The organism is Shinella yambaruensis (genome assembly GCF_050859155.1).
Taxonomy (GTDB): Bacteria; Pseudomonadota; Alphaproteobacteria; order Rhizobiales; family Rhizobiaceae; genus Shinella; species Shinella yambaruensis.
Window position 1 is genome coordinate 2,489,940 of the sequence record NZ_CP150638.1, and the last position, 26,009, is coordinate 2,515,948.

The 26,009-nt window shown below is 66.0% G+C and carries 25 protein-coding genes; 12 read left to right on the forward strand and 13 right to left on the reverse strand.

Going from position 1 to position 26,009, the window contains the following annotated elements; all coding sequences use genetic code 11:
• Position 1: 1 nt before the first annotated feature.
• Complete coding sequence (locus tag WMC41_RS12335) at positions 2 to 667, reverse strand: TetR family transcriptional regulator C-terminal domain-containing protein (protein WP_432348329.1); 666 nt, start codon at positions 665 to 667, stop codon at positions 2 to 4.
• 41 nt (positions 668 to 708) lie between these two features.
• Positions 709 to 1,527, reverse strand: coding sequence for a methyltransferase domain-containing protein (locus WMC41_RS12340; RefSeq protein WP_432343522.1), 819 nt, complete (start codon positions 1,525 to 1,527; stop codon positions 709 to 711).
• Positions 1,528 to 1,690: 163 nt separating this feature from the next.
• Here WMC41_RS12340 and WMC41_RS12345 point away from each other — a divergent pair, with 163 nt between their 5' ends.
• From WMC41_RS12345 to WMC41_RS12360, 4 genes are read left to right on the forward strand one after another with little or no spacing between them, the layout of a single operon-like run.
• Positions 1,691 to 3,310, forward strand: a complete 1,620-nt coding sequence (locus WMC41_RS12345; RefSeq protein ID WP_432343525.1) for a phytoene desaturase family protein — start codon at positions 1,691 to 1,693, stop codon at positions 3,308 to 3,310.
• Positions 3,297 to 4,853, forward strand: a complete 1,557-nt coding sequence (locus tag WMC41_RS12350; protein WP_432343527.1) for a phytoene desaturase family protein — start codon at positions 3,297 to 3,299, stop codon at positions 4,851 to 4,853. Before WMC41_RS12345 ends, WMC41_RS12350 begins: the two co-directional genes overlap by 14 nt.
• Before the next feature lie 5 nt (positions 4,854 to 4,858).
• The gene (locus WMC41_RS12355) at positions 4,859 to 6,082 is read left to right on the forward strand and encodes an aminomethyltransferase family protein (RefSeq protein WP_432348330.1); all 1,224 of its coding nucleotides are present in this window, start codon (positions 4,859 to 4,861) and stop codon (positions 6,080 to 6,082) included.
• 1 nt (position 6,083) lies between these two features.
• Positions 6,084 to 6,341 carry an aminopeptidase gene (locus WMC41_RS12360; protein ID WP_244766745.1) on the forward strand — a complete coding sequence of 86 codons (258 nt, stop codon included), beginning with the start codon at positions 6,084 to 6,086 and terminating at the stop codon, positions 6,339 to 6,341.
• On the opposite strand, the gene WMC41_RS12365 is transcribed toward WMC41_RS12360, so the two are convergent.
• From WMC41_RS12365 to WMC41_RS12405, 9 genes are all read right to left on the reverse strand, one after another.
• A complete protein-coding gene (locus tag WMC41_RS12365) occupies positions 6,311 to 6,937 on the reverse strand; it encodes a TetR family transcriptional regulator (RefSeq protein ID WP_244766746.1) in 627 nt (208 codons plus the stop codon). The genes WMC41_RS12360 and WMC41_RS12365 overlap by 31 nt on opposite strands.
• 6 nt (positions 6,938 to 6,943) lie before the next feature.
• The gene (locus WMC41_RS12370) at positions 6,944 to 10,081 is read right to left on the reverse strand and encodes an efflux RND transporter permease subunit (protein WP_244766747.1); all 3,138 of its coding nucleotides are present in this window, start codon (positions 10,079 to 10,081) and stop codon (positions 6,944 to 6,946) included.
• 11 nt (positions 10,082 to 10,092) lie between these two features.
• Positions 10,093 to 11,376, reverse strand: a complete 1,284-nt coding sequence (locus WMC41_RS12375; RefSeq protein WP_398431832.1) for an efflux RND transporter periplasmic adaptor subunit — start codon at positions 11,374 to 11,376, stop codon at positions 10,093 to 10,095.
• Positions 11,377 to 11,545: 169 nt separating this feature from the next.
• Positions 11,546 to 12,547: an ABC transporter ATP-binding protein gene (locus tag WMC41_RS12380; RefSeq protein ID WP_432343533.1), complete on the reverse strand. Its 1,002-nt coding sequence runs from the start codon at positions 12,545 to 12,547 to the stop codon at positions 11,546 to 11,548.
• A gap of 10 nt (positions 12,548 to 12,557) precedes the next feature.
• Positions 12,558 to 13,571 carry a Gfo/Idh/MocA family protein gene (locus tag WMC41_RS12385; RefSeq protein WP_432348331.1) on the reverse strand — a complete coding sequence of 338 codons (1,014 nt, stop codon included), beginning with the start codon at positions 13,569 to 13,571 and terminating at the stop codon, positions 12,558 to 12,560.
• A gap of 47 nt (positions 13,572 to 13,618) precedes the next feature.
• Entirely contained in the window at positions 13,619 to 14,458 is an 840-nt protein-coding gene (locus tag WMC41_RS12390; RefSeq protein WP_064330485.1) for a carbohydrate ABC transporter permease, read from the reverse strand.
• Between the two features lie 15 nt (positions 14,459 to 14,473).
• The gene (locus WMC41_RS12395) at positions 14,474 to 15,424 is read right to left on the reverse strand and encodes a carbohydrate ABC transporter permease (protein ID WP_432343537.1); all 951 of its coding nucleotides are present in this window, start codon (positions 15,422 to 15,424) and stop codon (positions 14,474 to 14,476) included.
• A 322-nt stretch (positions 15,425 to 15,746) separates the two neighbouring features.
• The gene (locus tag WMC41_RS12400; protein WP_432343540.1) at positions 15,747 to 17,006 is read right to left on the reverse strand and encodes an ABC transporter substrate-binding protein; all 1,260 of its coding nucleotides are present in this window, start codon (positions 17,004 to 17,006) and stop codon (positions 15,747 to 15,749) included.
• 44 nt (positions 17,007 to 17,050) lie between these two features.
• A complete protein-coding gene (locus WMC41_RS12405) occupies positions 17,051 to 17,944 on the reverse strand; it encodes an N-acetylmuramic acid 6-phosphate etherase (protein WP_288078003.1) in 894 nt (297 codons plus the stop codon).
• Positions 17,945 to 18,141: 197 nt separating this feature from the next.
• Between WMC41_RS12405 and WMC41_RS12410 the strand changes: the two genes are divergently transcribed.
• The 7 genes from WMC41_RS12410 (at position 18,142) to WMC41_RS12440 (ending at position 24,498) form a co-directional block, all read left to right on the forward strand.
• Complete coding sequence (locus WMC41_RS12410; RefSeq protein WP_432343543.1) at positions 18,142 to 19,029, forward strand: BadF/BadG/BcrA/BcrD ATPase family protein; 888 nt, start codon at positions 18,142 to 18,144, stop codon at positions 19,027 to 19,029.
• A complete protein-coding gene (locus tag WMC41_RS12415; protein ID WP_133032888.1) occupies positions 19,026 to 19,790 on the forward strand; it encodes a GntR family transcriptional regulator in 765 nt (254 codons plus the stop codon). Before WMC41_RS12410 ends, WMC41_RS12415 begins: the two co-directional genes overlap by 4 nt.
• A 20-nt stretch (positions 19,791 to 19,810) precedes the next feature.
• Positions 19,811 to 20,833, forward strand: coding sequence for an SIS domain-containing protein (locus WMC41_RS12420; protein WP_432343547.1), 1,023 nt, complete (start codon positions 19,811 to 19,813; stop codon positions 20,831 to 20,833).
• The gene (gene nagA / locus WMC41_RS12425) at positions 20,830 to 21,990 is read left to right on the forward strand and encodes an N-acetylglucosamine-6-phosphate deacetylase (protein WP_432343550.1); all 1,161 of its coding nucleotides are present in this window, start codon (positions 20,830 to 20,832) and stop codon (positions 21,988 to 21,990) included. Before WMC41_RS12420 ends, nagA begins: the two co-directional genes overlap by 4 nt.
• 84 nt (positions 21,991 to 22,074) lie before the next feature.
• Complete coding sequence (locus WMC41_RS12430; RefSeq protein ID WP_432343553.1) at positions 22,075 to 23,130, forward strand: dipeptidase; 1,056 nt, start codon at positions 22,075 to 22,077, stop codon at positions 23,128 to 23,130.
• Between the two features lie 22 nt (positions 23,131 to 23,152).
• Entirely contained in the window at positions 23,153 to 23,899 is a 747-nt protein-coding gene (locus WMC41_RS12435) for a copper homeostasis protein CutC (protein WP_432343556.1), read from the forward strand.
• A gap of 92 nt (positions 23,900 to 23,991) precedes the next feature.
• Entirely contained in the window at positions 23,992 to 24,498 is a 507-nt protein-coding gene (locus WMC41_RS12440; protein ID WP_432343559.1) for a CreA family protein, read from the forward strand.
• 56 nt (positions 24,499 to 24,554) lie between these two features.
• Here WMC41_RS12440 and WMC41_RS12445 read toward each other — a convergent pair whose 3' ends face one another.
• Both WMC41_RS12445 and WMC41_RS12450 read right to left on the reverse strand, forming a co-directional pair.
• A complete protein-coding gene (locus WMC41_RS12445) occupies positions 24,555 to 24,917 on the reverse strand; it encodes a hypothetical protein (RefSeq protein WP_244766759.1) in 363 nt (120 codons plus the stop codon).
• Between the two features lie 199 nt (positions 24,918 to 25,116).
• Complete coding sequence (locus WMC41_RS12450) at positions 25,117 to 25,581, reverse strand: chemotaxis protein CheW (protein ID WP_023514279.1); 465 nt, start codon at positions 25,579 to 25,581, stop codon at positions 25,117 to 25,119.
• A gap of 266 nt (positions 25,582 to 25,847) precedes the next feature.
• On the opposite strand from WMC41_RS12450, the gene WMC41_RS12455 reads away from it, so the two are divergent.
• Positions 25,848 to 26,006, forward strand: coding sequence for a hypothetical protein (locus tag WMC41_RS12455; RefSeq protein ID WP_272805836.1), 159 nt, complete (start codon positions 25,848 to 25,850; stop codon positions 26,004 to 26,006).
• The last annotated feature ends 3 nt before the right edge of the window (positions 26,007 to 26,009 follow it).

Sequence of the window (26,009 nt, forward strand, 5' to 3'; positions counted from 1 at the left end):
CCTATTGTGATTGTGGTCCTTGCAAGGTGAGATGCTTCGGGAAGATCGCGACGACGAAGGCGATCGCCGCCTCCAGCGCCTTTTCCCGCGTGGTGCCGTCGCCCATCATCAGGCGCAGCCACAGGCCCTCCAGCATGGCGCAGAGCGAGAGCGCCATCGGCTCCGGCTCGTAGGCGTAATCGCCCTCCGCCTTCAGCGCGGCGCAGAGCGAGATCACGGTCTCCTGGTATTTCACGTCGCGCGCGCCGCACAGCGCCTGGTAGGTCGGCCGGGACTTGGCCTCGCCCCAGAAGGCGCACCAGGCGGCAAGCTTGCGCTTGGTGCAGATCTTGCGGTCGAAATCCGCATGAACCAGTGCCCAGACGCGGCTCGCCGCATTCGGGCCGGCCTTTTCCAGCGCCGCGTTCCAGTGGTCCGCATATTCCTCGGACATGAACTGCAGCGTGGCGATGAGCAGGTTTTCCTTGCTCTCGAAATGGAAGTTGACGATGCCGCGCGAAAGGCCGGCACCGTCCGCGACATCCGCGAGCGTCGTATCGGAATAGCCGCGCCTGGCGAGCGAATCGATCGTCGCCTCGACGAGCTGCTGCCGCCGCGTCTCCTTGGAGGCCTTGCGCCCCCGCTTCTCGCCGTCGCCCGAGCCCTGTTCAGCCCCGCTTGCCCGCATCTTCACCGCCACCTTGCCTTTGGGATTGCGCATCGTCACGGTCACGGGCGAACTCCCGCGGCCGGCTTGATGCCGCGCAGATGAGCCGGACAATGCTCCCCGCTGTCAAGAACCTTCTGCATGGCCGTCCAGGTGCGGATGTTCTTGGCGACATAGGCCTCGCCGACCGCCGCCACCGCCTCCGCATGGAGCGGCCCCTTGAGCCGCGCCAGCTCGCCGCGCGCCACCTCGCGATACCAGGCATTGCGGCTCTCCACCCTGCCATCGGCAAAGCCCGCCGCCGCCATGGCCTCAAGATAGCAGCGCGGCGAGGCCATGCCGAAGCTCAGCCCTTCGGCGGCGATGTAGTCCTGCATGTCCGGGCTCGGCGCGCCGTCATGGCCGATCAGCCAGTCGGATGCGGCCAGAACGCCGCCCGGCTTCAGCACGCGGAAAAGCTCGGTAAACAGCGCCTCCTTGTCCGGCACATGGATCATCGCATCCTTGGAGAAGACGACGTCGAATTCATTATCGTCGAACGGCAGGCGGCCCGGCGGGCTGGAGACGAAGCGCGCGACCGCGCAAAGCCCGGCACTTGCCGCCGCCGCCCGCGCCCGGTCGATGACCGGCTGCTCCACGTCATAGCCGACGATCTCGGCCGGGCCATGGGTCCTTGCAATATGCAGCGTGATGCCGCCGGCCCCGCAGCCGAAATCGAGGACGCGCCTGCCCTTCAAGTCGACGCCCGCAAGGACGCAATCGACCTCCGCCGGTCCGCCCGGCGAAAGATAGCCCTCGCCCCACAGGACCGCGAGGAAGCGGATCGCAGCCTCGTCATATTCCGGCTCCGCCGCCACACCGTCCCTGCCCGTTGCCGTCATGGCCTCCGTCACCCTTCGGCCGCATGGCCGGCGCGCTTTTTCCCTGGCCGAAATTCTAGCGCATAATCAGGCGATTGCAAGATACTTGCTGAATGATCATTCAGAATATCTGGACAACATTTTGCTTTTGATGCAGCTTTTAGAAACAAGGGAGACATCAAAAATGCAAAAGTACGATGCCCTGATCGTCGGCGGCGGCCATAACGGGCTCGTCACCGCCTGTTATCTCCAGCGCTCCGGCCTGAACGTCGCGGTGCTCGAAAAGAACGGCTGGGTCGGCGGGGCGGCGACGAGCCGGGAGCTGACCCCGGGCTTCCTCTACTCCAACTGTTCCTATGTCTGCTCCCTCTTCCGGCCGGAGATCATGCGCGACCTGGAACTGCCGAAACACGGCCTCCAGGTCATCGCCTACGAGGGCGGCGCGGTCTTCACCCGCGACGGCGACTACCTCGCCTCCTACCGCGACCACGACAGCCACCGCCGCGAATTCGCGCGCTATTCGAAACGCGACGCCGAGGCCTACGAGCGCTATGCCCGCGACGTGACGCGCCAGTGCCGCTTCATCCAGCCGCTCCTGATGCGCACCGCCCCCGATCCCTTCGGTTTTCGCCCGCGCGACCTCTCCGAATTCCTCTATCTCGCCAAGAAATTCGGCGAGTTCAGCCCGCAGGAAATGGCAGAGACGCTGCGCTTCTGGACCATGTCGATCTCCGATTTCCTCGACGAATATTTCGAGACCGACGTCATCAAGGCCTATCTCGCGCTCTCGGGCATCATCGGCACTGCGCTCGGCCCCATGTCGCCCGGCACCGCCTATGTGCTGCTGCACCACTATATGGGCGAGGTGGACGGCTCCGTCGGCGCCTGGGGCTATGCGCGCGGCGGCATGGGCGCGGTGACGCAGGCCCTCGCCCGCTCCTTCGAGGCTTCCGGCGGCACCATCCGCACCGATGCCGAGGTCTCGAAAATCCTCACCCGCGGCGGCCGCACCACCGGCGTCGTGCTCGCCAATGGCGACGAAGTCAGCGCCCGCCTCGTCGTCTCGAATGCCGACGTGAAGCGCACCTTCCTCAAGCTCGTCGACGAGGACACGCTGCCCGGCGACTTCGTCCACCGGGTCAGGCATTTCAAGATGCGCGGCTCCTCCGGCAAGGTGAACATCGCGCTCGACAGCCTGCCGGCGTTTCCGGCCCTGCCGGAAGGCTCCTCCTGCATACGCGGCGACATGCATTTCACCGATTCGATCGAACGCATGGAGCGGGCCTATGACGACTGGAAGGCCGGGCGCTGGTCGGCCGATCCCTTCCTCGACATGGTGATCCCGACGACGCTCGACCCGACCATGGCCTCGCCGGGCAAACACTTCATGAGCTGCTTCGTGCAGTACTGCCCGCCGAAGCTCCGGGGCCGCGACTGGACGGATGCCGACCGCGACGCCTTCGCCGAGACGGTGATCGGCCAGATCGCCGACTATTCACCGGGCTTCCGCGAGCGCATCGTGCATATGGAGGTGCGCACGCCGCGCGAGATCGAGAACGAGGTGGGCCTGACGGAGGGCAACATCTTCCAGGGCGAGCTCACCTTCGACCAGTTGCTCTTCAACCGGCCGGTGCCCGGCTATGCCCAGTACCGCAGCCCGATATCCGGCCTCTACATGTGCGGCTCCTCCACCCATCCGGGCGGCGGGGTGATGGGCGCGCCCGGCCGCAACGCCGCCGCCGAAATCCTGCGCGACCTGAAGCGTTCCCCCGAACAGATGAGCAAAGCCCATGACGTCATTTGATGCCATCGTGATCGGCGCCGGCCACAACGGCCTTGCCGCCGCCACACGCCTCGCCAAGGGCGGACGCAGGGTCCTGGTGCTGGAAGCGGCGAACGAACCGGGCGGGGCGACGCGCGGCCGGGAATTTGCACCTGGCTTCCGCTCCGCCGGCCTTGCCCATCTCGTCAACCGGCTGGATGCGGACATGGCGCGCGACATCGGCCTCGACCTTGCCGGCACGGACACTTTGCTGCCGACCGCGGTTCTCGACGGCTCGGGAAAGGCCGCCGTGCTGCACGGCGCCTATGGCGAGCGCATCGACGGCGTCTCGCCCGGGGAAGCGGACGCCTTCGCGGCCCTGCGCAGGAAACTGGTCTTCCAGGCGGGCATCCTGAAGCGGTTCCTCCGCCGCCCGCCGCCGCAGATCGGCGCGCTCTCGCTCGGCGACCTCTCCACCTTCGCTTCCGCCGGCTTCGGCCTCATCCGCAAGGGGCGCGGCGAGGGTCGCGATTTCCTGCGCATGCTGCTGATGAACGTCGCCGACGTCGCCGACGAATATCTTTCGGACGACCGGCTGAAGGGCCTCCTCGCCTTCGATGCGACGCTCGGCATCCATCTCGGCCCCCGCTCGCCGACCTCCCTGCTCGGCCTCTACTATCGCCTGACCGGCGAGGTCGCGGGCAAGGCCGGCGGCCAGTTCGTGCCGGCAGGCGGCATGGCGCGCGTCGCGCCCGCCTTCCTGCGCGCCGCCGAAAAGGCCGGCGTCACCCTGCGCTGCGGCACGCCCGTCGGCCGCATCCTCGCCGATCGCGGCCGGGCGAGCGGCGTCGTCCTCGGCGACGGCACGGAGATCGTCGCCCCCATCGTCGTCTCGGCGATCCACCCGCAGACGACCTTCCTCCATCTCGTCGATCCCGCCGAAAGCGGCACCGGCTTCGTGCGCTCGGTGAAGAACGTGCGCAGCCACGGCAATGTCGCCAAGCTCGACCTCGCGCTCGACCGCATCCCGAACTTCACCGGCCTGCCGGCGGAAGCCCGCGGCGGGCGCATCGTGCTCGTGCGCTCGATGGAGCAGGTCGAGGAGGCCTTCAACCCGGCGAAATACGGCGAATTCTCCAGCGACCCCGTCATGGAGGTGATGCTACCGAGCCTTGCCGACCCGTCACTGGCGCCCAGCGGCGGCTGCACAGTGTCGGCACTCGTGCAATATGCGCCCTACCGCCTCAAGGCGGGCTGGGCGAGCGGCAAGCCGGCCTTCCTCAGGATCGTGCTCGACACGCTGGAACGCCATGCGCCCGGCCTCGGAAAGTCCGTGGTCGCGGCCAGCCTGATGACGCCGGTCGATATCGAGGCGGAATACAACCTGCCCGGCGGCCATTGGCATCACGGCGAGCTGCAGGCCGACCAGCTGCTCGTCAACCGGCCGACCGGCGCCGCATCCGGTTACCGCACGCCAATCGAAGGCCTTTATCTCGCGAGCGCCGGCGCGCATCCGGGCGGCGGCATATCCGGCCTGCCGGGCTGGAACGCAGCCCGCCACATCCTTTCGGGAGCGAGCGCATGAACGCCATGACGAAATCCGCCGCGGAGCTGCGCCGCGCCGCCCGCAACCATATCCTCGCGCCGCGGCTCGAAAGCCCGTTCCATGATCGTCTGATGGCGCTGAGCGAGGTCAACGACTGGTACAGCTGGGCGGGCTACAAGGCGCCGCATGCGCTCTTTGACGGCGAGCTCGAATATTTCGCCATCCGCTCCACCGCCGCCCTCTTCGACATCTCGCCGATGGTGAAGTACCGCATCGCCGGCCCGGATGCCGAGCGCTACCTCAACCGGCTGACCCTGCGCGACGTGCGCAAGCTCGGCGTGAACCGCGTGCACTACACCGCCTGGTGCGACGACCACGGCCATGTGCTGGACGACGGCACGCTCTTCCGCCTCGGCGAGAGCGAATTCCGCCTCTGCTGCCAGGAACGCCACCTGCCCTGGCTCCTCGACAGCGCCTTCGGCTTTGCGGTCGACATCCACGAGGAGACGGAGGAGGTCGCCGGCCTCGCCCTGCAGGGGCCGACGAGCTACGCGGTGCTGCGTGACGCGGGCTTTGCCGGCGTGGAGGCGTTGAAACCTTTCCACATCGGCATCTTCCCGCATGAGGACGGCGACGTGACCATCTCGCGCACCGGCTTCACCGGCGATCTCGGCTACGAACTCTTCGTGCCCCGCGCCAGGGCGCTCTCGCTGTGGGACCGGCTGTGGCGCGCCGGCGCGCCGCACACGATCCGCGCCATCGGCTACGGCGCGCTCAACCAGGCGCGCATCGAGGCCGGCTTCATCGTCGCCAACACGGATTTCGTCACCGCCGAGGGGGCGCTGCGCGCCGACCGGGTGCGCATGCCGGACGAGATCGGCCTCGACTGGCTGGTCGATCCGGACAAGCCGAATTTCAACGGGCGCCGGGCGATCCTCGACGCGCGGCGGAATCAATCTCTCAAGCACATCCTCGTCGGCCTTGAAATCGAAGGGAATATTCCCGCCGAGCATGCCATCGTCTATCATCGGCAAAAGCACGAGGCGGGCCTCGTCACCGCCGCGATCTGGTCGCCGACGGCCAAGCGCAACATCGCCATCGCCAGCCTCGAAAGGCCCTACGGATCGAAGCTCACGGAGGACCTCTGGGTGGAGATCTATGCGATGCGGGAGCTGAAATACCAGAAGCTGATGAAACGGGCGAAGATCGTGCCGCGCCCCTTCGTCAGGCTCGCCCGACGCACAGCGAGCCCGCCGGGCCTCACCTGACATGGACGAGGAGACCCGCCGCAACTGGGAGATCATCGCCATGCCGCCCGGCGCCGAATGGTCCGGGCGCGCGCGCTATGCGGCGGCCATGTATTTCTGCCAGCGCGGCGAGATGGCGCCGGAGGTGCTGGAGGTCTATCGCATCTGTTCGCGGCTCGATGCAGAGGACCCGGTTTCCGTGCTGCGGCGCTGGAAGATCGGCGGCGAGTGGATCGAACGGCTCGAGGCCTATCGCGCCGAGGGGGCGTGCGAGGAATAGGTCGCGAACAGGCGGCGGAGGGCATCCCTGCCTTCGCTGGCAATGTCGAACCTGCGGCCGAACAGCAGCCATTCCGAGCACAGGCCCTTGATGACCCAGCGCAGCATGGAGGCCGCCGAGCGCGGCGTCCAGCAGGCGCAGAGTTTGCCCTGTTTCTCTGCCTTGGCGAAGGCGGCTTCCAGCGCCTGCATGTGCTCGTCGTCGAGATCGTTCTGCCGCTCGGAGATCGCGGAAAATTCGCCGGACGTATCGCAGCGCAGGAGGATCGACAGGATGCGCTGGCGGTGCTCGTCGGTGGCAAGCAGTTCGAGCCATTCGCGGCCGACCCGTTCGAGCACCGCGAAGACATCGGCGTTTTCGGCTTCCAGCTCGCGGGCGATCAGGTCCTCCTGCGGCATGGGCAGCGAATTGTAGAGCTCCAGCACGAGATCCGCCCGGTTGGCGAAGTGCCAGTAGATGGCGCCGCGGGTGACCCCCGCGGCACGCGCCACATCCTCCATGGAGGCATGGGCGACACCTTTTTCGTAGAAGACCTTTTCTGCCGCCAGCAGGATCTGCTGGCGGGTTTCCTTGGCCTCTGCCTTGGTCCGGCGCATGGCGGCTTACTCCGCCGGGCTTGCCGCCGGTGCCGGCTCCTCCTTTTTCTTCCTGCCGTAACCGAACAGCTTCATCACGAAGACGAAGAAGACCGGCACGAAGAAGATGGCGAGCACGGTGGCGGTGATCATGCCGCCCATCACGCCCGTGCCGATGGCGCGCTGGCTGCCCGAGCTTGCGCCCGTCGCGATCGCCAGCGGCAGGACGCCGAGCGTGAAGGCCAGCGAGGTCATCAGGATCGGCCGGAAGCGCAGGTGGCAGGCCTCGATCGTCGCGTCGATCAGCGACCTGCCCTCCGCCATCAAGTCCTTGGCGAACTCGATGATCAGGATGGCGTTCTTCGCCGAAAGGCCGATGATCGCGATCAGGCCGACCTTGAAGTACACGTCGTTCGACATGTCGCGCAGCGTGACCGCGATGACCGCGCCGATGACGCCGAGCGGCACGACGAGGATGACCGCGAACGGGATCGACCAGCTTTCATAGAGCGCCGCAAGGCACAGGAACACCAGGAGGATCGAAAGGCCGACGAGGATCGGCGCCTGCGAACCGGACTGGATTTCCTGCAGGGACTGGCCCGTCCACTCATAGCCGAAGCCCGGCGGAAGCTGGGCGGCAAGCCGCTCCATCTCGGCGATGGCATCGCCCGAGGAGAAGCCCGGCTTGGTGTCGCCGCTGAAGCGGACGGACGGATAGCCGTTGTAGCCGACCGTCTGCGTCGGCGCCTTCACCCATTCCACGCTCGCAAAGGCCGAGATCGGCACCATGCCGCCGTTCGAATTGCGCACGTTGAGGTTCAGGAGGTCGGCCACCTGCATGCGCTCGCCCTGGTCCGCCTGCACCGTTACGCGCTGCATGCGCCCGGCATTCGGGAAGTCGTTGACATAGGTCGAGCCGAGATTCGTCGAGATCGTCGAGTTGATGTCGGCGAAGGTCACACCGAAGGTGTTGGCCTTCTCGCGATCGATCATGACGTTGACCTGCGCGGCATCCGGCATGCCTTCGACGCGCACGCCCGCCACGACATTGCTCTGCGCGGCAAGGCCGAGAAGCTGGTCGCGGGCCGCCGAGAGCGCTTCCTGGCCGAGGCCGCCGCGGTCCTGCAGGCGGAAGGAGAAGCCGCCCGTCGTGCCGAGACCCTGGATCGGCGGCGGCGACAGCGCGAAGCTGATCGCGTCCTTGATCTGGCTCATCGCGACGGTCGCCCGGCCGGCGATCGCCTGCGCGGCGTTTTCCGGTCCGCGCTCGCTCCAGTCCTTCAGCGTCACGAAGGCTAGGCCGGCATTCTGGCCCGCACCGAAGAAGGAGAAGCCGTTGATGCCGACGATGGTGTCGACCGCCGTTTCCTGGCCGAAGATCTTTTCGGTCTGGGACAGCACCTCGTCCGTGCGGTGGCCGGTCGCTTCCGAGGGCAGCTGCATCATGACGATGACGAAGCCCTGGTCCTCATCCGGCAGGAACGAGGACGGCAGCTTCATGAACATGTAGCCGAGGCCCGCGAGGATGGCGAGGTAGATCACCATGAACCGGCCGGCACGGCGGATCAGCCAGCCGACGCTGCCGCTATAGCTCCTCGACGTCCTGTCGAAGCTGCGGTTGAACCAGCCGAAGAAGCCGCGCTTGGCATGGTGATGCCCCTTCGGCACCTGCTTGAGGAAGCTGCCGGCCAGCGCCGGCGTCAGCGAGAGCGCCAGGAAGGCCGAGAACAGGATCGAGACGACCATCGTCAGCGAGAACTGCTGGTAGATGACGCCGACCGCGCCCGGGAAGAAGCCCATCGGGATGAACACCGAGGCGAGCACCAGGGTGATGCCGATGACGGCGCCGGTGATCTGCTTCATCGCCTTGCGGGTCGCCTCCTTCGGCGGCAGGCCCTCTTCCGACATGATGCGCTCGACGTTCTCCACGACGATGATCGCATCGTCGACGAGGATGCCGATGGCGAGCACCATGGCGAACATGGTCAGAACGTTGATCGAGAAGCCCATGGCGAGCATGACGGCGCAGGTGCCGAGCAGCGCCACCGGAACGACGAGCGTCGGGATGATCGTGTAGCGGATGTTCTGCAGGAACAGGAACATCACGAGGAACACCAGGCCGACGGCCTCGAGCAGCGTGTGCAGCACCTTCTCGATCGAGACCTTCACGAAGGGCGAGGTATCGTAGGGGATCGAATATTCGAGGCCCGGCGGGAAGAACTGCGCCAGTTCGTCCATGCGCGCCTTGATCGCCTCCGACGTCTGCATGGCATTGCCGGTCGGCGAGAGCTGCACGCCGATCGCCGCCGAAGGCTGGCCGTTGAGACGGGTCGAGAAGGAATAAGTTTCGCCGCCCACCTCGACGCGGGCAACGTCACGCAAGCGCACGGCCGAACCGTCCGCATTGGCGCGCAGCACGATGGAGCCGAATTCTTCCGGCGTCGTCAGCTGCCCCTTGATGTTGACGGGCGCTGCGATCTGCTGGGTGATCGGGTTCGGCTGGGCGCCGATGGAACCGGCGGCGATCTGCGCGTTCTGCGCCTGCACGGCGGCGGTGATGTCGGCCGCCGTCAGGTTGAGCCCGAGCATCTTGTCGGGGTCCAGCCAGATGCGCATGGAGCGCTGCGTGGCGAAGAGCTGCGCACGGCCGACGCCCGGCACGCGCTGGATTTCGGAAAGGATGTTGCGGTTGAGATAGTCGCCGAGGCTGATGGCGTCCATCGAGCCGTCGGTGGAGGTCAACGAGACGATCAGGAGGAAGCCGGAGCCCGCCTCCTCCACCTGCACGCCCTGGCGGCGCACGGAATCGGGAAGGCGCGGCTCGACGCGGCTGATGCGGTTCTGCACGTCGACCGAAGCCTGGCTCGGATCGGTGCCGGGCGCGAAGGTGATGTTGATCTCGGCCGAGCCCGCGGCGCTCGAGGTCGATTCGAAATAGAGCATGCCCTCGACGCCGTTCAGCTCATCCTCGATGAGCTTGGTGACGCTCTGGTAGGTGTCCTGTGAGGAGGCGCCGGAATAGGTGGTCGAGACCGAGATCTGCGGCGGCGCCACGTCCGGATATTGCGCGATCGGCAGAAGCGGGATGGAGATGGCGCCGGCGATCATGATGAAGATCGCCACGACCCAGGCGAAAATCGGCCTGTCGATGAAAAAGCTGGGCATCGTCCGGATCCTTACTTTGCCTGCTCGGCCTTGGCGGCGTCGTCGCCGCCTTCGGCCTTGCCGGTCTCGCCGGTCTGGGCAGCGCCCTCCGTGGTGGCGGCGTCGCCCGCCTGGGCCGCGCCGCCTTCGGCAGCCGGCTGCTGGGCGCCGGCGACCGCGCCCGGGTTCCATTCCGCCGGAACGACTTCACCGCCCGGCTGAACCTTCTGGAAGCCTTCGACGATGATCTTCTCGCCATCCTTCAGGCCATCGGTGATGACCCAGCGCGTGCCGGCCGCGCGGCCGACGCGGACGCTGCGGGTGCCGGCCTTGTTGTCGGCGGAGACGACATAGACGAGCGCGCTGCCCGACGAGTCGCGCTGGACGGCCTGCTGCGGCACGAGCACGGCATTCTTCTCGATGCCCTGCTCGATCTGCACGCGCACATACATGCCCGGCAGCAGGTCGCCGTCCGGGTTCGGGAATTCGCCGCGCAGCGTCACCTGGCCGGTCGTCTCGTCGACGGCGGCCTCGGAGAACAAGAGCTTGCCCGGATGCGGATAGGCCGAGCCGTCGTCCAGCACCAGCTTGACGTCGGCGGAATTGTTGTCGGCCATCAGGTCGCCGTCCTCCAGCGCCTTGCGCAGGCGCATGAGATCGGTCGCCGACTGGGTGAAGTCGGCATAGACCGGATCGAGCTGCTGGATCGTCGCGAGGTTCTCCGTGCCGTTGGCCGACACCAGAGCGCCCTCGGTGATGAGCGCGCGGCCGATGCGGCCGCTGATCGGCGCCTTGACCTCGGTATATTCGAGATTGAGCTTCGCGGTCGCAAGGCTCGCCTCGGCGATCGCGACATCGGCATCCGCCTGCGCCAGCTGGGCCACAGCGTCGTCATAGGTCTGCGCGGAGGCGACGTTCGACTTGCGCAGCTGCTCCTGACGCTCGGCCGTGTTCCGCGCCTGGGCCTGGACGGCCTTGGCACGGCGCAGCGTCGCCTCGGCGCTGTCGACCTGCACCTGGAACGGCGCGGGGTCGATGCGGTAGAGCACGTCGCCTTCCTTGACCTGCGAGCCCTGCTCGAAGATGCGCTCGATGACGATGCCGGTCGCCCGCGGGCGGACCTCGGCCGTGCGCGTTGCCGCGATACGGCCGGGAAGGTCGTTGGTGATCGGCACGTCTTCCGTCTTCACGGCGACGACGGCCACCTGCGGCGGCGGAAACGCAAAGCCGCCCTGCGGCGCCTGCTCGTCCTGACAGCCGGCGAGAATCAGAAGGGCGCCGAAGGTCGCAATCGAAATCGGTCTCGTGAAACGCATGGGTTCTTCCATAAGCGGTGCCGCCCGAAGCGCGGCAGGGTCCTGAAAACGTGAAGATGCGGTGATCGCAGGACCACCGCATCGCAACATACAAACAACGCTGTATGTTAGTTTCTGACGTTTGACAATCGCTGCCGCGGCGCCAATCACGGACTTGTGATGAGGGTCCTCATCGTATGGCACGACCATTTGCATCGAAGCGATGCATCTGGTTTTCCGCCGGCGTGGCGAAGACCACATCGTCCGGTTGATAGTGGTGCTCCCCGAACAGGCGGACGGTGAAGGCCCCGACCTTCTCCGATTCCAGATAGACGATGGTGTCGGCGCCGAGATGCTCGACATGCACGGCCTTCGCCTGCCAGTCGCCGCTCTCGCGCGACAGCGTGATGTGCTCCGGGCGCACGCCGATGGTCTTGGCGTCGGAGGCGCCGAGGCGCCCCGCATCGATGAAGTTCATGCCCGGGGAGCCGATGAAGCCGGCGACGAAGAGGTTGGCCGGCCGGTTGTAGAGCTCCATCGGCGAGCCGACCTGCTGGATGACGCCCGCATCCAGCACCACGATCTTGTCCGCCAGCGTCATCGCCTCGACCTGGTCGTGCGTGACGTAGATCATGGTGGCCTTCAGCTCGCGGTGCAGCCGGGCGATCTCGAGGCGGGTGTTGACGCGCAGCGCCGCATCGAGGTTGGAAAGCGGCTCGTCGAACAGGAACAGCTTCGGCTCGCGCACGATGGCGCGGCCGATGGCGACGCGCTGGCGCTGGCCCCCGGACAGTTCCGCCGGGCGGCGGGCGAGGTACTTTTCCAGCGACAGCATGCCCGAGGCCTTGGCGACGCGCTTTTCGATTTCGTCCTTCGGGGCGCCCGCCTGCTTGAGGCCGAGGCCCATATTGTCCTTGACCGTCAGGTGCGGATAGAGCGCGTAGGACTGGAACACCATGGCGATGCCGCGCTTTGCCGGCGGCACGGTCACGACTTCCGCGCCGTCGATGGTGATCGAGCCGGAGGTCGCATCCTCGAGGCCGGCGATGATGCGCAGCAGCGTGGACTTGCCGCAGCCCGAGGGCCCGACGAAGATGACGAACTCGCCGTCCTTCACGTCGAGGTCGATGCCCTTGATCACGTCGACAGTGCCGAAGGACTTGCGTACGGATTTGAGTTGAAGAGAGCCCACTGATATCCCCTTAAAGCTTGACCGTTTGACCGGTTCTGACACTTTCATCGGCCGCCAGGCAGATCCGCAGCGACTGCACCGCATCGTCCATGTGCCGCGTGAGGTCGATGTCCTCGCGGATCGCCTTCAGCACATAGGCCTGTTCGCGGTCGCACAGTTCCTGGTGACCGGGCTCGCCGGCCATCTTCAGGTCCTCGTCCGGCGACAGGAACCTGCCGTCCGGGCCGGTGGCCGCGTTGTGCAGGCGGATGACCGCCGTCTTGGTGTGGGTGTCGATGTCGTCCGACTTGGCGTTCGGGTCCATGACGATCGAGACGGAGCCGTTCGGCGACATGACGTCCTTCACGAAGAAGGCCGTTTCCGAGATCATCGGCCCCCAGCCCGCCTCGTACCAGCCGAGCGAACCGTCGTCGAAAAGCACCTGGAGATGGCCGTAATTGTACATGTCCGGCGCAATCTCGTCGGAGAGGCGCAGGCCCATGCCGCGCACCTCGACCGGTTTGGCGTCGGTGATCTGGCACATCACGTCGACATAGTGCACGCCGCAGTCGACGATCGGCGGCGTCGTCTGCATCAGCGCCTTGTGGGTCGCCCAGGTCGGCCCGCTCGACTGCTGGTTCAGGTTCATGCGGAAGACGTAGGGCCCGCCGAGCTTGCGCGCTTCCTCGATGAGCCGCATCCAGGAAGGATGGTGGCGCAGGATGTAGCCGACGACGAGCTTGCGGCCGTTCGCCTTCGCGCAGGCCACCACCCGCTCGGCATCCGCCACGGTCGTCGCCAGCGGCTTTTCGAGGAAGACATGGGCGCCCGCTTCCATCGCGGCGATCGCATATTCGGCATGGCTGTCCGAATAGGTGTTGATCGAGCAGAGCTCCGGCTTCAGATCGCGCAGCGCGTCGGGGAAGGACGGATGGATCTCGTAGCCTTCCAGCCCCGCGGGGACGGGAACCTTCGAGCGGTTGACGAGGCCGACGATCTCAAAGCCCGGATTCTCATGATAGGCGAGCGCATGGCTGCGGCCCATATTGCCGAGGCCGGCGGACAGGACGCGGATGGGGGACGTGGCAGAACTCACTTGACTGCTCCCGAAGTGATGCCGCGGATCAGCTGCCGCGAGAAGATGAAGTAGAGGATGAGAACGGGCAGGATCGCGAGCGAGAGCGCGGCGAGCACTGCATTCCAGTTGGTGACGAACTGGCCGATGAAGATCTGCGAGCCCAGCGTCACCGTCTTGGTCGCCTCGCTCGGCGCCAGGATCAGCGGAAACCACAGGTCGTTCCAGATCGGGATCATGGTGAAGACCGCGACCGTTGCCATGGCCGGCCTGACGAGCGGCAGGACGAGGCGGAAGAAGATCGCATATTCCGAAAGGCCGTCGATGCGCCCGGCATTCTTGAGGTCGTCGGAGACGGTCCGCATGAACTCGGAGAGGATGAAGACGGCGAGCGGGATGCCCTGCGCGGTATAGACGAGGACCAGCGCCGTCAGCGTGTTGACGAGCCCCGTCGCGACCATGCCCTGCAGGATCGCCACCGTGCCGAGACGGATCGGGATCATGATGCCGATGGCAAGGTAGAGGCCCATCAGCGTGTTGCCGCGGAAGCGGTATTCCGAGAGCGCGAAGGCGGCCATGGCGCCGAACAGCAGCACCAGCGCGATGGAGGCCACCGTGACGATGAAGCTGTTCTGGAAGTAGGTCGCGAAATCCCCCTGCCCCAGCACCGTCGTATAGCCGACGAGGTCGAAGGTCTCCGGCGTCGGAAGCTGCATCGGGTTGCGGAAGATGGCGTTGCGGTCCTTCATCGAGTTGATGAGCGTCAGGAACACCGGGAAGACCGAGATGATCGCATAGCCGATCAGCGCCAGGTGGACGAGCGACGTGCGGGTCAGCGAAGTGCGTGCTTTGGACATGTCCGGCCCTCCCGATCAGAACTGGTAGCGACGCATGCGCCGCTGGATGGCGAAGAGATAGAGCGATACGCCGGCGAGGATGATGAGGAACATGACCGTCGCGATCGTCGCGCCCATCGAGCGGTCACCGAGCTGGAGCTGGAAGCCGAAGAAGGTGCGATAGAGCAGCGTGCCGAGGATGTCGGTGGACTTGTCAGGCCCGGCAAGCGCACCCTGCACGGTGTAGATGAGGTCGAAGGCGTTGAAGTTGCCGACGAAGGTGAGGATCGAGATGATGCCGATGGCGGGCAGGATTAGCGGCAGCTTGATCTTCCAGAACTGGCTCCAGCCGGTGACGCCGTCGCATTCGGCCGCCTCGATCACCTCTTCCGGGATGTTGAGCAGCGCCGCATAGATCAGCATCATCGGAATGCCGACATATTGCCAGACCGAGATCAGCGACACCGCGATCAGCGCCGAGTTCGGCTTGCCGAGCCAGGGCGAGAAGAAGGACTTCAGGCCGACCAGATCCATCAGGTAGGGCGAGACGCCCCAGATCGGCGAGAGGATCAGCTTCCAGATGAAGCCGACGATCACGAAGGACAGCAGCGTCGGCAGGAAGATCGCCGTGCGGTAGAAGGCGGCAAAGCGCAGCTTCGGAATCGACAGCATGGCCGCGAGCGCCACCCCGATCGGGTTCTGCACCAGCATGTGGATGATGAAGAAGATGACGTTGTTCTTCAGCGCGTTCCAGAAATCGGCCGCCCAGCGCTCGTCGCCGAACAGCACCTTGAAGTTGCCGAGGCCGACGAAGGCCGGCTGGCCGTCCACCGTGTTGAACAGCGACAGGCGCAGCGTCTCGATGAGCGGCAGGATCATGACCGCCGAATAAACGATGAAGGCCGGCAGCAGGAAAACGCCGATATGCCAGCGCCTTGGCCGCCTGATCGGCCCCGTTGCCTCATGGGAAGAAGGTATGTCGCTCATGGCCCAGCGTGCCCCGTCCGGTTGTTGTTGGTTAGGTCCGCATGCACGGACGCGTTGCGCGGCCGGTTGTGCCGCACATGACAAATTCAGCATACACGATAGTGCCGGGGTCGCTCCCCGATTTTGCCTTGCGGCATCCTGACCTCTCCATCTTCGGAAAGATCGGGGGCACCCAGCCCCTCATCCGGCCTGCCGGCCGCCTTCTCCCCGCAAGCGGGGAGAAGGAGACTTGCCGCAACGTCTCGGTCCCCTCTCCCCGCTTGCGGGGAGAGGGCTCGGGTGAGGGGCATCCCCCTCCCCGCACATCTATTTTGTCCCGGTCTTAGTTGGCCGGCTTGTACCAGCTGTCGAGGCCCTTCTGGAGCTTCTCGCCGGCCACCTCAGGCGTGTCCGTGCCGTTGATGACGTTGGCCGATTCGGTCCAGGTCTCGTTTTCGAGGTTCGGCGTGCCGCGCGACAGGATCTGGTAGGTCGAGCGGATCGTCGGCTGGCACTTCTCACGCCAGGAGACGAATTCCTGCGCCAGCGGGTCGTTCATCTTCACGGCCGTCGAGTTCAGGCTGAAGAAGCCCGGCAACGAGTTGGCGTAGATGTCGGCGAATTCCGGCGAGGCGACGAAGCTCAGGAACGTCTTGGCGGCCTCCGCATTGCCGCTCTTGGCGTTGAGGCCGATGCCGATGTCGTTGTGGTCCGAGATGTAGCAGGTGTCGCCGGCATTCTTCACCGGCGGCGGGAACGCGCCCATCTTGAACTGCGCCTGCGTGTTGAACAGGCCGATTTCCCACGAGCCGGCCGGGTAGATGGCAGCGCGGCCGAGCGTGAAGAGGTTCTGGCTGTCCGGATAGGTCTGGGCTTCGAAACCGTCGCCGAGATAGTCCTTCCACTTGGCGAGAACGCGGTAGGGCTCGACCCAGGCGTCGTCGGTCAGCTTCTGCGTGCCGGCGATCAGCGCCTTGCGGCCTTCCTCGCCCTTCCAGTAGGTCGGGCCGATGTTCTGGTAGCCCATGGTCGCGGCCTCCCAGAGGTCCTTCGTGCCCATGGCCATCGGGATGTAGCTGCCCTCTTCCTTGATCTTGTCGAGCGCGGCGAAGAATTCGGCTTCCGTTGCCGGAACGGTGATGCCGAGCTGGTCGAAGGCGTCCTTGTTGTAGATGAAGCCGTGGATGACCGAGGCCATCGGCACGCAGAAGGTCGTCGCGCCGTCGTCCGTCGTCCAGGCGGACTTGGCGACGTCGGAGAAGTTCTCCATGCCCGGCAGGTCGTTCAGGCCGGCAAGGTGCCCCTTGTTGAAGAGTTCGAGCGAGGCGTCGAACGGACGGCAGGTGATGAGGTCGCCGGCCGAGCCGGCGTCGAGCTTGGCGTTCAGCGCGGCGTTGTATTCGGTCGGCGCGGTCGGCGAGAAGACGACCTTGATGCCGGGATTCTTGGCTTCGAAGGCCGGGATGATCTTTTCCTGCCAGATGGACAGGTCGTCGTTGCGCCAGCTTTCGACCGTCAGCGTGACGTCCTGCGCCTGGGCAAGCCCGGCCGTGCCGAGGATGCTCGTGGCGAGCAACAGGCCTTTGATTGCGGTGCGTGTCATTTCATTCTCCCCTTTTATGCGCCGCGGCGCGTTTTGAGACCAGTTTATCCAAGGGTTTTCAGGGCGCGCCGGAGGCTCTGCCCCGCGCGGTCCAGCGCCGCCTCGGCAGCGCCGGCATCCCGCGCCCCCGCAGCGAGCAGCACGGCCGTCTTGACCGAGCCTTCGGAGCGCTGAAGGAGGCGTTCCGCCTCGTCGAGCCCGACACCGGAAATGTCGGAGACGATGCGGCAGGCACGTCCTCTCAGTTTGATGTTGTCGGCCTTGAGATTGACCATGTGGCCATCGTGCACATGGCCAAGATGCACGCCGACGAGCGTGGAAAACATGTTGAAGGCGATCTTCTGCGCCGTGCCGGCACCCATGCGCGTCGAACCGGAAATGACCTCCGGCGGCGTTTCGAGCAGGATCGCCACATCGGCCCCCTCGAACAACGCGGCGCCGGGATTGTTGGCGAGCGCCACGACCCGGGCGCCCTTCTCCTTCGCATGGGATGCGATCGCCAGCGCATAGGGCGTGCTGCCGCTCGCCGAAACGGCGACCACGCAGTCGCGCGCGCCGATGCCTGCCGCCGCGGCGTCGCCGACGGCGAGCGCGCGGTCGTCTTCGTAGCCGCCCGCCAGGTCTTCGAGGCTCGCAGCCCCGCCGGCGAGCAGGATGACGATACGATCGCGGGAAATGCCGTAGGTGCCGGGAAGTTCGAGCGCGTCGGCCATGGCCATCAGGCCGGAGCTGCCGGCGCCCACATAGACGAGGCGTCCGCCGGACAGAAGCGCATCGGCCGCAAGACGGGCGGCAGTGGCGATATCGGCAAGCGCCGCATCGACGGCGCCGGCCGCGACCTTCTGGGCATCTGCAAGCACTTTCAGCACATCCACGGGCTGACGCTCGTCCAGCCCGCTTGCCTGATCGTGTCTGCCTTCTGTCCTGCCTGCAGCCATCGCCGTGTCTCCTCTGGCCGGAATTAATGCCAAAAAAATACCAATTGTCCATAGGAAATTAATTTTTGAGACCACTTTTTTGATCTCAAATATTTTTATCATTTAAAAACAGTAGTTTGAACGAAAGCTTATTTTCGACATCACCATACCCCTTGGTTAATGGTATTTTTTTGGTATTGTTGTGCTCGGAGGTGCCCATGACAGATCTTATTCTCGGTATCGACGGCGGGGGGACGAGTTGCCGCGCGGCGGTCGCACGCCCGGACGGCACCATCCTGGGGCGCGGCAAGAGCGGCGCGGCCAATATCCTGACCGATCCCAACAATGCGATCATCTCCATCACGGAAGCGGCCAGGGCCGCCTATCGCGACGCCGGGCTCGACGAGGCCGGCGTCGACGGCGCCTCCGCCTTCCTCGGCCTTGCCGGCACCAATGTCGGCGATCTCACCCGCTACGTGCACGACCGCCTGCCCTTCCGCCATACGGACATCGATTCCGACGGCCTGATCGCCCTGCAGGGCGCGATCGGCGATACGGACGGGGCCGTCGCGATCCTCGGCACCGGCTCCATCTATATGGGGCGCAAGAACAATGTGGTCCGCTATGTCGGCGGCTGGGGCTTTACCGTCGGCGATCTCGGCGGCGGCGCGCGCATCGGCCACGCGGCGCTCCAGGAAGCGCTGCTCGCCCATGACGGCGTGCATCCGCGCTCGGGCCTCACGGATACCATTCTCGACGAGTTCAAGCACGATCCGCGCGGCATCGTCGAATTTGCCCGCCTCTCCAAGCCCGGCGATTTCGGCCGCTATGCCCCCCTCGTCTTCACCCGCGCGAAGGAGGGCGACCCGCAGGCGATCGCCATCGTCACGGCGGGGGCGGCAAGCGTCGACGAATCCCTCGACGCCATCATGGCGCTGGCCGGCGCGCCGCGCCTCTGCCTGCTCGGCGGCCTTGCCCCGCTCTATCCGCAATGGCTCTCCGAACATCACCGCGCGATCCTGGTGGAGGCCGAGGCGGACGCCCTGACCGGCGCCGTGGCGCTTGCCGCGAAGGGTTACAGAGAGCGAACGGGAGCTGCTGCATGACCACGCCCCTTGCCGCGATCCTCACGCCGGAAAGCCTGCAGTCGGGCGTGCCCGGCCCGCTCTATGTCAAGCTGCGCCAGATGCTGGAGGAGGCGATCACCTCGGGCAAGCTGAACTACGGCGACGCCCTGCCCGCCGAGCGCGACCTTGCCGATCACGCCAATGTCAGCCGCGTCACCGTGCGCAAGGCCGTCGACGACCTCGTCAAGGACGGCCTGCTGGTACGCCGCCACGGCTCCGGCACCTTCGTCGCCAAGCCCGTCGCCAAGGTGCAGCAGTCGCTCTCCCGCCTCACCTCCTTTACCGAGGACATGGCCCGGCGCGGCCTCGTCACCCGCGCCGAATGGCTGGACCGCGGCCTGTTCCACCCCTCGCCGGACGAGATGATGATGCTCGGCCTTCCTGCCGACGCCCTCGTTGCGCGGCTCGGGCGCCTGCGCGTCGCCGACGACATGCCGCTCGCCATCGAGCGCGCCTGCATCTCGGCGGAATTCCTGCCGGATCCGATGCAGGTCACGACCTCGCTCTATGCCGCGCTGGAAAAACGCGGCTGCCGGCCGGTGCGCGCCGTGCAGCGCATCTCCGCCTACAACATGAAGGATCCGGACGCGGCCATGCTTGGCGTGCCCGCCGGCTCCGCCGGGCTTTCCATCGAGCGGGTGTCCTATCTGCGCTCCGGCCGGGTGGTCGAGTTCACCCGCTCCATCTATCGCGGCGATGCCTACGATTTCGTCGCCGAACTGACGCTTTCCGAGACGTGACCAACCGCAAAGGCAATTCCATGCAGACCAACATGCGCAAAGAGATCAACGAAATCCCGGAAGCGGCGGCGCGGCTGCTCGAAAATTCCGCCAGCGCCGTCACGGCGGCCGGCAAGGCGCTCCGGGAGCGTGATCCGCAGTTCTTCGTCACCGTCGCCCGCGGCTCCTCCGATCATGCCGCGCTCTTCCTGAAATATGCGATCGAGCTCACCGCCGGCCGGCCCGTCGCCTCGCTCGGCCCGTCGCTCGCCTCCATCTACGGCGCGAAGCTGAAGCTCGGCGGCGCGGCCGCCATCGCCATCTCCCAGTCCGGCAAGAGCCCCGACATCGTCGCCATGGCCGAGGGCGCGACCAAGGGCGGCGCGATCTCCATCGCGCTCACCAACACCCTGCCCTCGCCGCTGGCGGATGCCTGCTCGCACTCGCTCGATCTTTCCGCCGGCCCGGAACTTTCCGTCGCCGCGACGAAATCCTACGTCAACTCCATCGTCGCCGGCCTTGCCGTGCTTGCCGAATGGACGGGCGATTCCGACCTCGAACGCGCCGTGAAGACCCTGCCGGAACAGTTCGCGAAGGCCGTCGCGCTCGACTGGTCCGACCTTGCCGGCGACCTCAAGGACGCCCAGTCGCTCTACGTGCTCGGCCGCGGCCCGGGCCTTGCGATCGCCAGCGAGGCGGCGCTGAAGTTCAAGGAAACCTCCGGCATGCATGCCGAGGCCTATTCCTCCGCCGAAGTGCTGCACGGCCCGGTCGCCCTCGTCGGCCCGTCCTTCCCGGTCATCGCGCTTGCCGCACGCGATGCGGCGGAAGCCTCGGTCACCGGCATGGCCGACAGCCTTGCCGACCGCGGCGCCTATGCCTGCGTCACCGCCGCCGGCGCAAAAAGCGCGCGAAAGCTCCCCTTCGTCGCCACCGGCCATCCGATCACCGATGCGCTCGCCCTCATCGTGCCGTTCTACGGCTTCGTCGAGGCCTGGTCGCGCGGCAAGGGCCTCGATCCCGACAAGCCGGTCAACCTGAAGAAAGTGACGGAAACCCGATGACAGCGCTCACCGCCCTTACCGGCGCCCGCATTTTCGACGGCGATTTGTGGCACGAGGACAGCGCGCTGCTGATCGCGGACGGCAAGGTCGCGGCCATCGCGCCCCTTCGCGATGTGCCGGCCGACGCCCGCGCCGTGCCGATGGACGGGCTGTCGCTCGTCCCCGGCTTCATCGACCTGCAGGTCAATGGCGGCGGCGGCGTTCTGCTCAACGAGCGGCCGGACCTCGAAGGCATCCGCACGATCTGCGCCGCCCATGCCCGCTTCGGCACGACGGCCCTCCTGCCGACGCTGATCACCGACAATGTTCAGGTGACGACGGAAACCATCGCCGCCGGCCTTGCGGCGCAGCAGGCGAAGGTGCCGGGCTTCCTCGGCCTCCATCTCGAAGGCCCGCATCTTTCGGTCGCCCGCAAGGGCGCGCACGACCCGAACCTCATCCGCCCGATGGAAGACGACGACCTCGCCCGCACCGTCGCGGCGCGAAAGGGCCTCGATGCCCTCCTGATGACGCTGGCACCGGAAAACGCCACCAACGACCAGATCGCCGCGCTCCATGCGGCGGGCGTCACCGTCAGCCTCGGCCATTCGGATTGCAGCTACAGGACCGCCGCCGCCGCCGTCGAGGCCGGCGCCGGCATGATGACCCATCTCTTCAATGCCATGAGCCCGCTCGGCCACCGCGAGCCCGGCATGGTGGGCGCGGCGCTCGATCTCGGCCATCTCAATGCCGGCCTGATCGCCGACGGCTTCCATGTCGATCCGGCCTCCATCGGCGTGGCGCTGAGGGCCAAGCACGGCCCCGGCCGGATCTTCCTCGTCACCGACGCGATGTCGACCATCGGCACCGACATGACGAGCTTCTTCCTCAACGGCCGCGAGATTTTTCGTGAAGGCGGGCGCCTGACGCTGGCCGACGGCACGCTCGCCGGCGCCGATATCGACATGGCCTCCTGCATCCGCTTCATGCGCGACCATGTCGGCCTCGACCTGGAGGAGGCGCTGCGCATGGCCTCGCTCTACCCGGCCGAGGCGATCGGCATGACCGGCCGCAAGGGCCGTCTCACCCACGGCCACGACGCCGACATCGCCGTCATCGACGGCAATATCGACGTCCTCTCCACCTGGATCGCCGGCACGCCGGTCTTCGCCGCCTGATGCCTCCGCTGCGGTTCTTGCGAGCCGCGGCGGAATCGGCTCTACCCCGTCGGATGATCTGACGTATCGATCCGGGAGCGCCCCATGCAATTGATCTTCGACGGCCACAACGACGTCCTGCTTCGCATGTGGGAGAATGCCCGCAAGGGCGCCGACCCGATCGCCGAATTCATCGACGGAACGGACCAGGGCCATATCGACGCGCCGCGCGCGAAGAAGGGCGGCCTTGCCGGCGGCTTCTGCGCCATGTTCATCCCGCCGGTGGAGGACTATCCGCCGCGCGAGGTCGACGAGAACGGCCACTACAACATCCCGATGGTCGGGCCGCGCGAGCATGCCGACGCACTGAAGATCGCGCTCGACATGGCCGATATCGCCGCCCGGCTGGAACAGGCCGGCGGCCTTTCGATCTGCCGCTCCACGGCGGCGATCCGCGCGGCCATGGATGCCGGCCGCTTTGCAGCCGTGCTCCATATCGAGGGCTGCGAGCCGATCGCCGAGGACCTGTCGAACCTCGAAAGCTTCCATGACAAAGGCCTGCGCTCGCTCGGCCCCGTCTGGAGCCGCCACAACCTGTTCGGCCATGGCGTGCCCTTCGCCTATCCCTCCTCGCCCGATACCGGGCCGGGCCTGACGGCGGCCGGCGTCGAACTGGTGAAGGCCTGCGACCGGCTCGGCATCATGATCGACCTCGCCCACATCACCGAACAGGGTTTCTGGGACGTGGCCCGCGAAAGCAGCCAGCCGCTCGTCGCCACCCATTCCAATGCCCACGCCCTGACGCCGATCTCGCGCAACCTCACCGACCGCCAGCTCGACGCGATCCGCGAGCGCAAGGGCATTGCCGGCCTCAACTACGCCACGACCATGCTGAGGGCCGACGGCCTCGAAAACCCCGAAACGCCGCTTTCCGACATGGTGCGCCACATCGACCACATGGTGGAGCGCATGGGCATCGACTGCGTGGCGCTCGGCTCGGATTTCGACGGCGCGACCATTCCCGGCGCGATCCACGACGCCGCCGGCAGCCAGGCGCTCGTCGAGGCGCTGCGCCAGGCCGGCTACGGCGAGGACGACCTCGCAAAGCTCTGCCGGGAAAACTGGCTGCGGCTCCTCAAGACCGTCTGGCGCGAAGCCTGACCAGAACAACCGGAAGGACATCATGGCCAAGCCCCTCATCGAACTCTGCGTCGAAGGCATCGACGGTTTCATCGCCGCCCAGGACGCCGGCGCCGACCGCGTGGAACTCTGCGCCAGCCTGGTGGAGGGCGGCCTGACGCCGAGCCTTGCGACGATCCGCGCCGCGGTGAAGGCGGCCAGGATCCCCGTCCATGTCATCATCCGCCCGCGCGGCGGCGACTTCCTCTATTCGCAGACGGAATTCGAGACGATGGCGGAGGACGTCATCGCCCTTAGGGACGAAGGCGTTTCCGGCGTCGTCATCGGCTGCCTGACGCCGGATGGCAGGATCGACGAGGCGCGCACGAAGCGGCTGGTCGAGGCCGCCCGGCCGATGTCCGTCACCTGCCACCGCGCCTTCGACATGACGGCCGATGCCGGCGAGGCGCTGGAGGCGCTCATCCGCTGCGGCGTCGACCGCGTGCTGACCTCCGGCCAGCGCGACACCGCGCTGGAGGGTCTCGCCATCCTCAAGGCCGCCAACGAACAGGCCGCCGGCCGCATCGTCATCATGGGCTGCGGCGCGCTCGATGCGGACAACATCCGAAAGGTCCGCGACGGCGCCAATCTCACCGAGCTGCACTTCGCCGCGCTGAAGACCGTGCCAAGCGGCATGGCCTTCCGCAACCCGCATGTCGGCATGGGCGGCACCGAGAAGGACCGGGAATACGAGGTGACGCTGACCGACGGGGACGCGGTGCGCGCCGCCATCGCCGCGGCGAAATCGTAAGAGCAAGTGCGGCAAAAGCGAAAATGCTTCAAGCGCCGGCTTGCAAGCGGGCCGCGCCTCCTTACGTTGAAGACGGAACAAGGAGACCTGCCATGCCGCTGACGATTTCTGCCGCCCCCCGCCTCCGCACGGCCATCGCCGCCGGCCTGATGGCGCTTGCCGCCCTGCCCGCCGCCGCCGAGACGGTCGGCAAGGTCGGCGTCGACTGGATCGGCAACGACATCTACATCGACGCGGTGACCGATCCGGAGGTGTCCGGCGTCACCTGCCACGTCACCTATTTCGACCGCAGCGTCATCGACCGGCTGAAGAAGGGCAACTGGTTCGAGGACCCTTCGAACAACGCCATCTCCTGCCAGCAGACCGGCCCGATCACCATCGGCGACATCAACCTCGACCGCGGCGGCGAGGAGGTCTTCAAGTCCGGCCTGTCGCTGATCTGGAAGTCGCTGATCGTCACGCGCATCTACGACAGGAAGAACGACACGCTGATCTATCTCGCCCATTCGCGCGAACTGACGGAAGGATCGGCGAAGATGTCGATCTCCACCGTGCCGCTCTATGGCGAGACGGTCACCTGGACCAACGGCAAACCCTGAAAAAACGCCCCGGCACCTGAAGAGGTCCGGGGCATTTCCATTGATGGGGCAGCGGTTTACTTGACGTAGACAACCTTGCCACCATCACCCGATGTCTGGATTTCGATGACGTTCTGCAGCTGGACGTTCTTGGACGCCAGTGCTTCGGCAAGGCCCGGCTCGCCCTGCAGCTCGGCCTGGACCTTTTCCATCGTGATCGGGTCGTTGGCCTTGAGGCTCAGGCGCTCGGCTTCGCCGCGCTTGCTGTCGTCAGCCTCCAGCGAGGACAGCGTGACAACATTCACATTGTCCGCGCTGATCGAGCCCGTGGACATGCTGTCCGAGGTCATGGGCACCGTGGCATCCTGGGCATAGGCAATGCCCGCCGCCGGCGCGGCGACAAGAAGCGAAGCAAGGGCAATGGTAACGGTCTTCTTCATAAGAATTCTCCATGTTTTCTCTATGGGAAGCATGGAGGAAACGATGCGGGCTTCGCATGGTTCCTGATAAATCGCCGCGAAACCGCGCATTATTAAATGTTAATTTAGGATACTATACTGCAGATGACGTCAAACGGCAGAAGGCACCCCGCCGCAAACCGGCCAGGTGCCTGAAATCCGAAGGTTCCCGCCGCCGCGATCAGGCGGCCTGGGCGAGCTCGTCGGCGATGACGGTGTCGAGGTTGAGGAAGCAGACCATCGACTTCTCCAGCGCGACGATGCCGCGGCAGAAGGCGCGTTGGGCTTCCGGGATGATTTCCGGCGCCGGCTGGAGGGCTTCGCTCTTGATGGTCATCATGTCGGAGACCTGCTCGACGAGCAGGCCGACGAGCTTGCCGGCAATGTCCGTGACGATGATCGCCGAGCGCTCGGACGGCTCCGTCATCTTCATGCCGAGGCGGCAGGCCATGTCGATGACTGGGATTACCGCGCCGCGCAGGTTGATGAGCCCAAGCACATAGGGCGGCGTGTGCGGCATCGGCGTCACCGGCGCCCAGCCGCGGATTTCGCGGATGGCCATGATGTCGATGCAGAATTCCTGCTCCCCGAGATGGAAGGAGACGATTTCGAGATAGGCGCCGGACTGCTTCAGGGCGTTGGACATGGTGAGGCTCTTTCCAATCGACGATGGACTTGTTGGAATGCGCTGCACGCCGTCTCCGGCGCACGGCGGACATCATGTCCAGCGGGTCTGACCGGCCCTTTGCGCGTTGTCCGAAAGTGGCAAAGAGAGATTAAACAATGGCTAAGGAACGGCACCGGAAACTGGTATTTCAGCAACTTTGATGAAATACCGGGCACCGGAACACCTTCCGTTACGGCAGTCCGGCCCGGTTTGAAATCCCGCCATTCCGGTCTATACTTGCCCCCATGGACAAGACCGCCCGCCGATACACCGCCCTGCCCGCCGCGCTCATCGTGCTCGGCCTCGGCGTGATGGCCGCCACCGCCGCCTTTGCCGGCTGGGTGGAGCATGGCACGGCGATCTTCCTCAGCCTTGCCGAATCCGGCATGGCGTGGTGCTTCTGATCA

Coding starts and splice junctions, on each gene's coding strand:
- WMC41_RS12335 (WP_432348329.1), bottom strand. CDS start 667: ATGCGGGCAAGCGGGGCTGAACAGGGCTCGGGCGACGGCGAGAAGCGG.
- WMC41_RS12340 (WP_432343522.1), bottom strand. CDS start 1,527: ATGACGGCAACGGGCAGGGACGGTGTGGCGGCGGAGCCGGAATATGAC.
- WMC41_RS12345 (WP_432343525.1), top strand. CDS start 1,691: ATGCAAAAGTACGATGCCCTGATCGTCGGCGGCGGCCATAACGGGCTC.
- WMC41_RS12350 (WP_432343527.1), top strand. CDS start 3,297: ATGACGTCATTTGATGCCATCGTGATCGGCGCCGGCCACAACGGCCTT.
- WMC41_RS12355 (WP_432348330.1), top strand. CDS start 4,859: ATGACGAAATCCGCCGCGGAGCTGCGCCGCGCCGCCCGCAACCATATC.
- WMC41_RS12360 (WP_244766745.1), top strand. CDS start 6,084: ATGGACGAGGAGACCCGCCGCAACTGGGAGATCATCGCCATGCCGCCC.
- WMC41_RS12365 (WP_244766746.1), bottom strand. CDS start 6,937: ATGCGCCGGACCAAGGCAGAGGCCAAGGAAACCCGCCAGCAGATCCTG.
- WMC41_RS12370 (WP_244766747.1), bottom strand. CDS start 10,081: ATGCCCAGCTTTTTCATCGACAGGCCGATTTTCGCCTGGGTCGTGGCG.
- WMC41_RS12375 (WP_398431832.1), bottom strand. CDS start 11,376: ATGCGTTTCACGAGACCGATTTCGATTGCGACCTTCGGCGCCCTTCTG.
- WMC41_RS12385 (WP_432348331.1), bottom strand. CDS start 13,571: ATGGGCCGCAGCCATGCGCTCGCCTATCATGAGAATCCGGGCTTTGAG.
- WMC41_RS12390 (WP_064330485.1), bottom strand. CDS start 14,458: ATGTCCAAAGCACGCACTTCGCTGACCCGCACGTCGCTCGTCCACCTG.
- WMC41_RS12395 (WP_432343537.1), bottom strand. CDS start 15,424: ATGAGCGACATACCTTCTTCCCATGAGGCAACGGGGCCGATCAGGCGG.
- WMC41_RS12400 (WP_432343540.1), bottom strand. CDS start 17,006: ATGACACGCACCGCAATCAAAGGCCTGTTGCTCGCCACGAGCATCCTC.
- WMC41_RS12405 (WP_288078003.1), bottom strand. CDS start 17,944: ATGGCTGCAGGCAGGACAGAAGGCAGACACGATCAGGCAAGCGGGCTG.
- WMC41_RS12410 (WP_432343543.1), top strand. CDS start 18,142: ATGACAGATCTTATTCTCGGTATCGACGGCGGGGGGACGAGTTGCCGC.
- WMC41_RS12415 (WP_133032888.1), top strand. CDS start 19,026: ATGACCACGCCCCTTGCCGCGATCCTCACGCCGGAAAGCCTGCAGTCG.
- WMC41_RS12420 (WP_432343547.1), top strand. CDS start 19,811: ATGCAGACCAACATGCGCAAAGAGATCAACGAAATCCCGGAAGCGGCG.
- nagA (WP_432343550.1), top strand. CDS start 20,830: ATGACAGCGCTCACCGCCCTTACCGGCGCCCGCATTTTCGACGGCGAT.
- WMC41_RS12430 (WP_432343553.1), top strand. CDS start 22,075: ATGCAATTGATCTTCGACGGCCACAACGACGTCCTGCTTCGCATGTGG.
- WMC41_RS12435 (WP_432343556.1), top strand. CDS start 23,153: ATGGCCAAGCCCCTCATCGAACTCTGCGTCGAAGGCATCGACGGTTTC.
- WMC41_RS12440 (WP_432343559.1), top strand. CDS start 23,992: ATGCCGCTGACGATTTCTGCCGCCCCCCGCCTCCGCACGGCCATCGCC.
- WMC41_RS12445 (WP_244766759.1), bottom strand. CDS start 24,917: ATGAAGAAGACCGTTACCATTGCCCTTGCTTCGCTTCTTGTCGCCGCG.
- WMC41_RS12450 (WP_023514279.1), bottom strand. CDS start 25,581: ATGTCCAACGCCCTGAAGCAGTCCGGCGCCTATCTCGAAATCGTCTCC.
- WMC41_RS12455 (WP_272805836.1), top strand. CDS start 25,848: ATGGACAAGACCGCCCGCCGATACACCGCCCTGCCCGCCGCGCTCATC.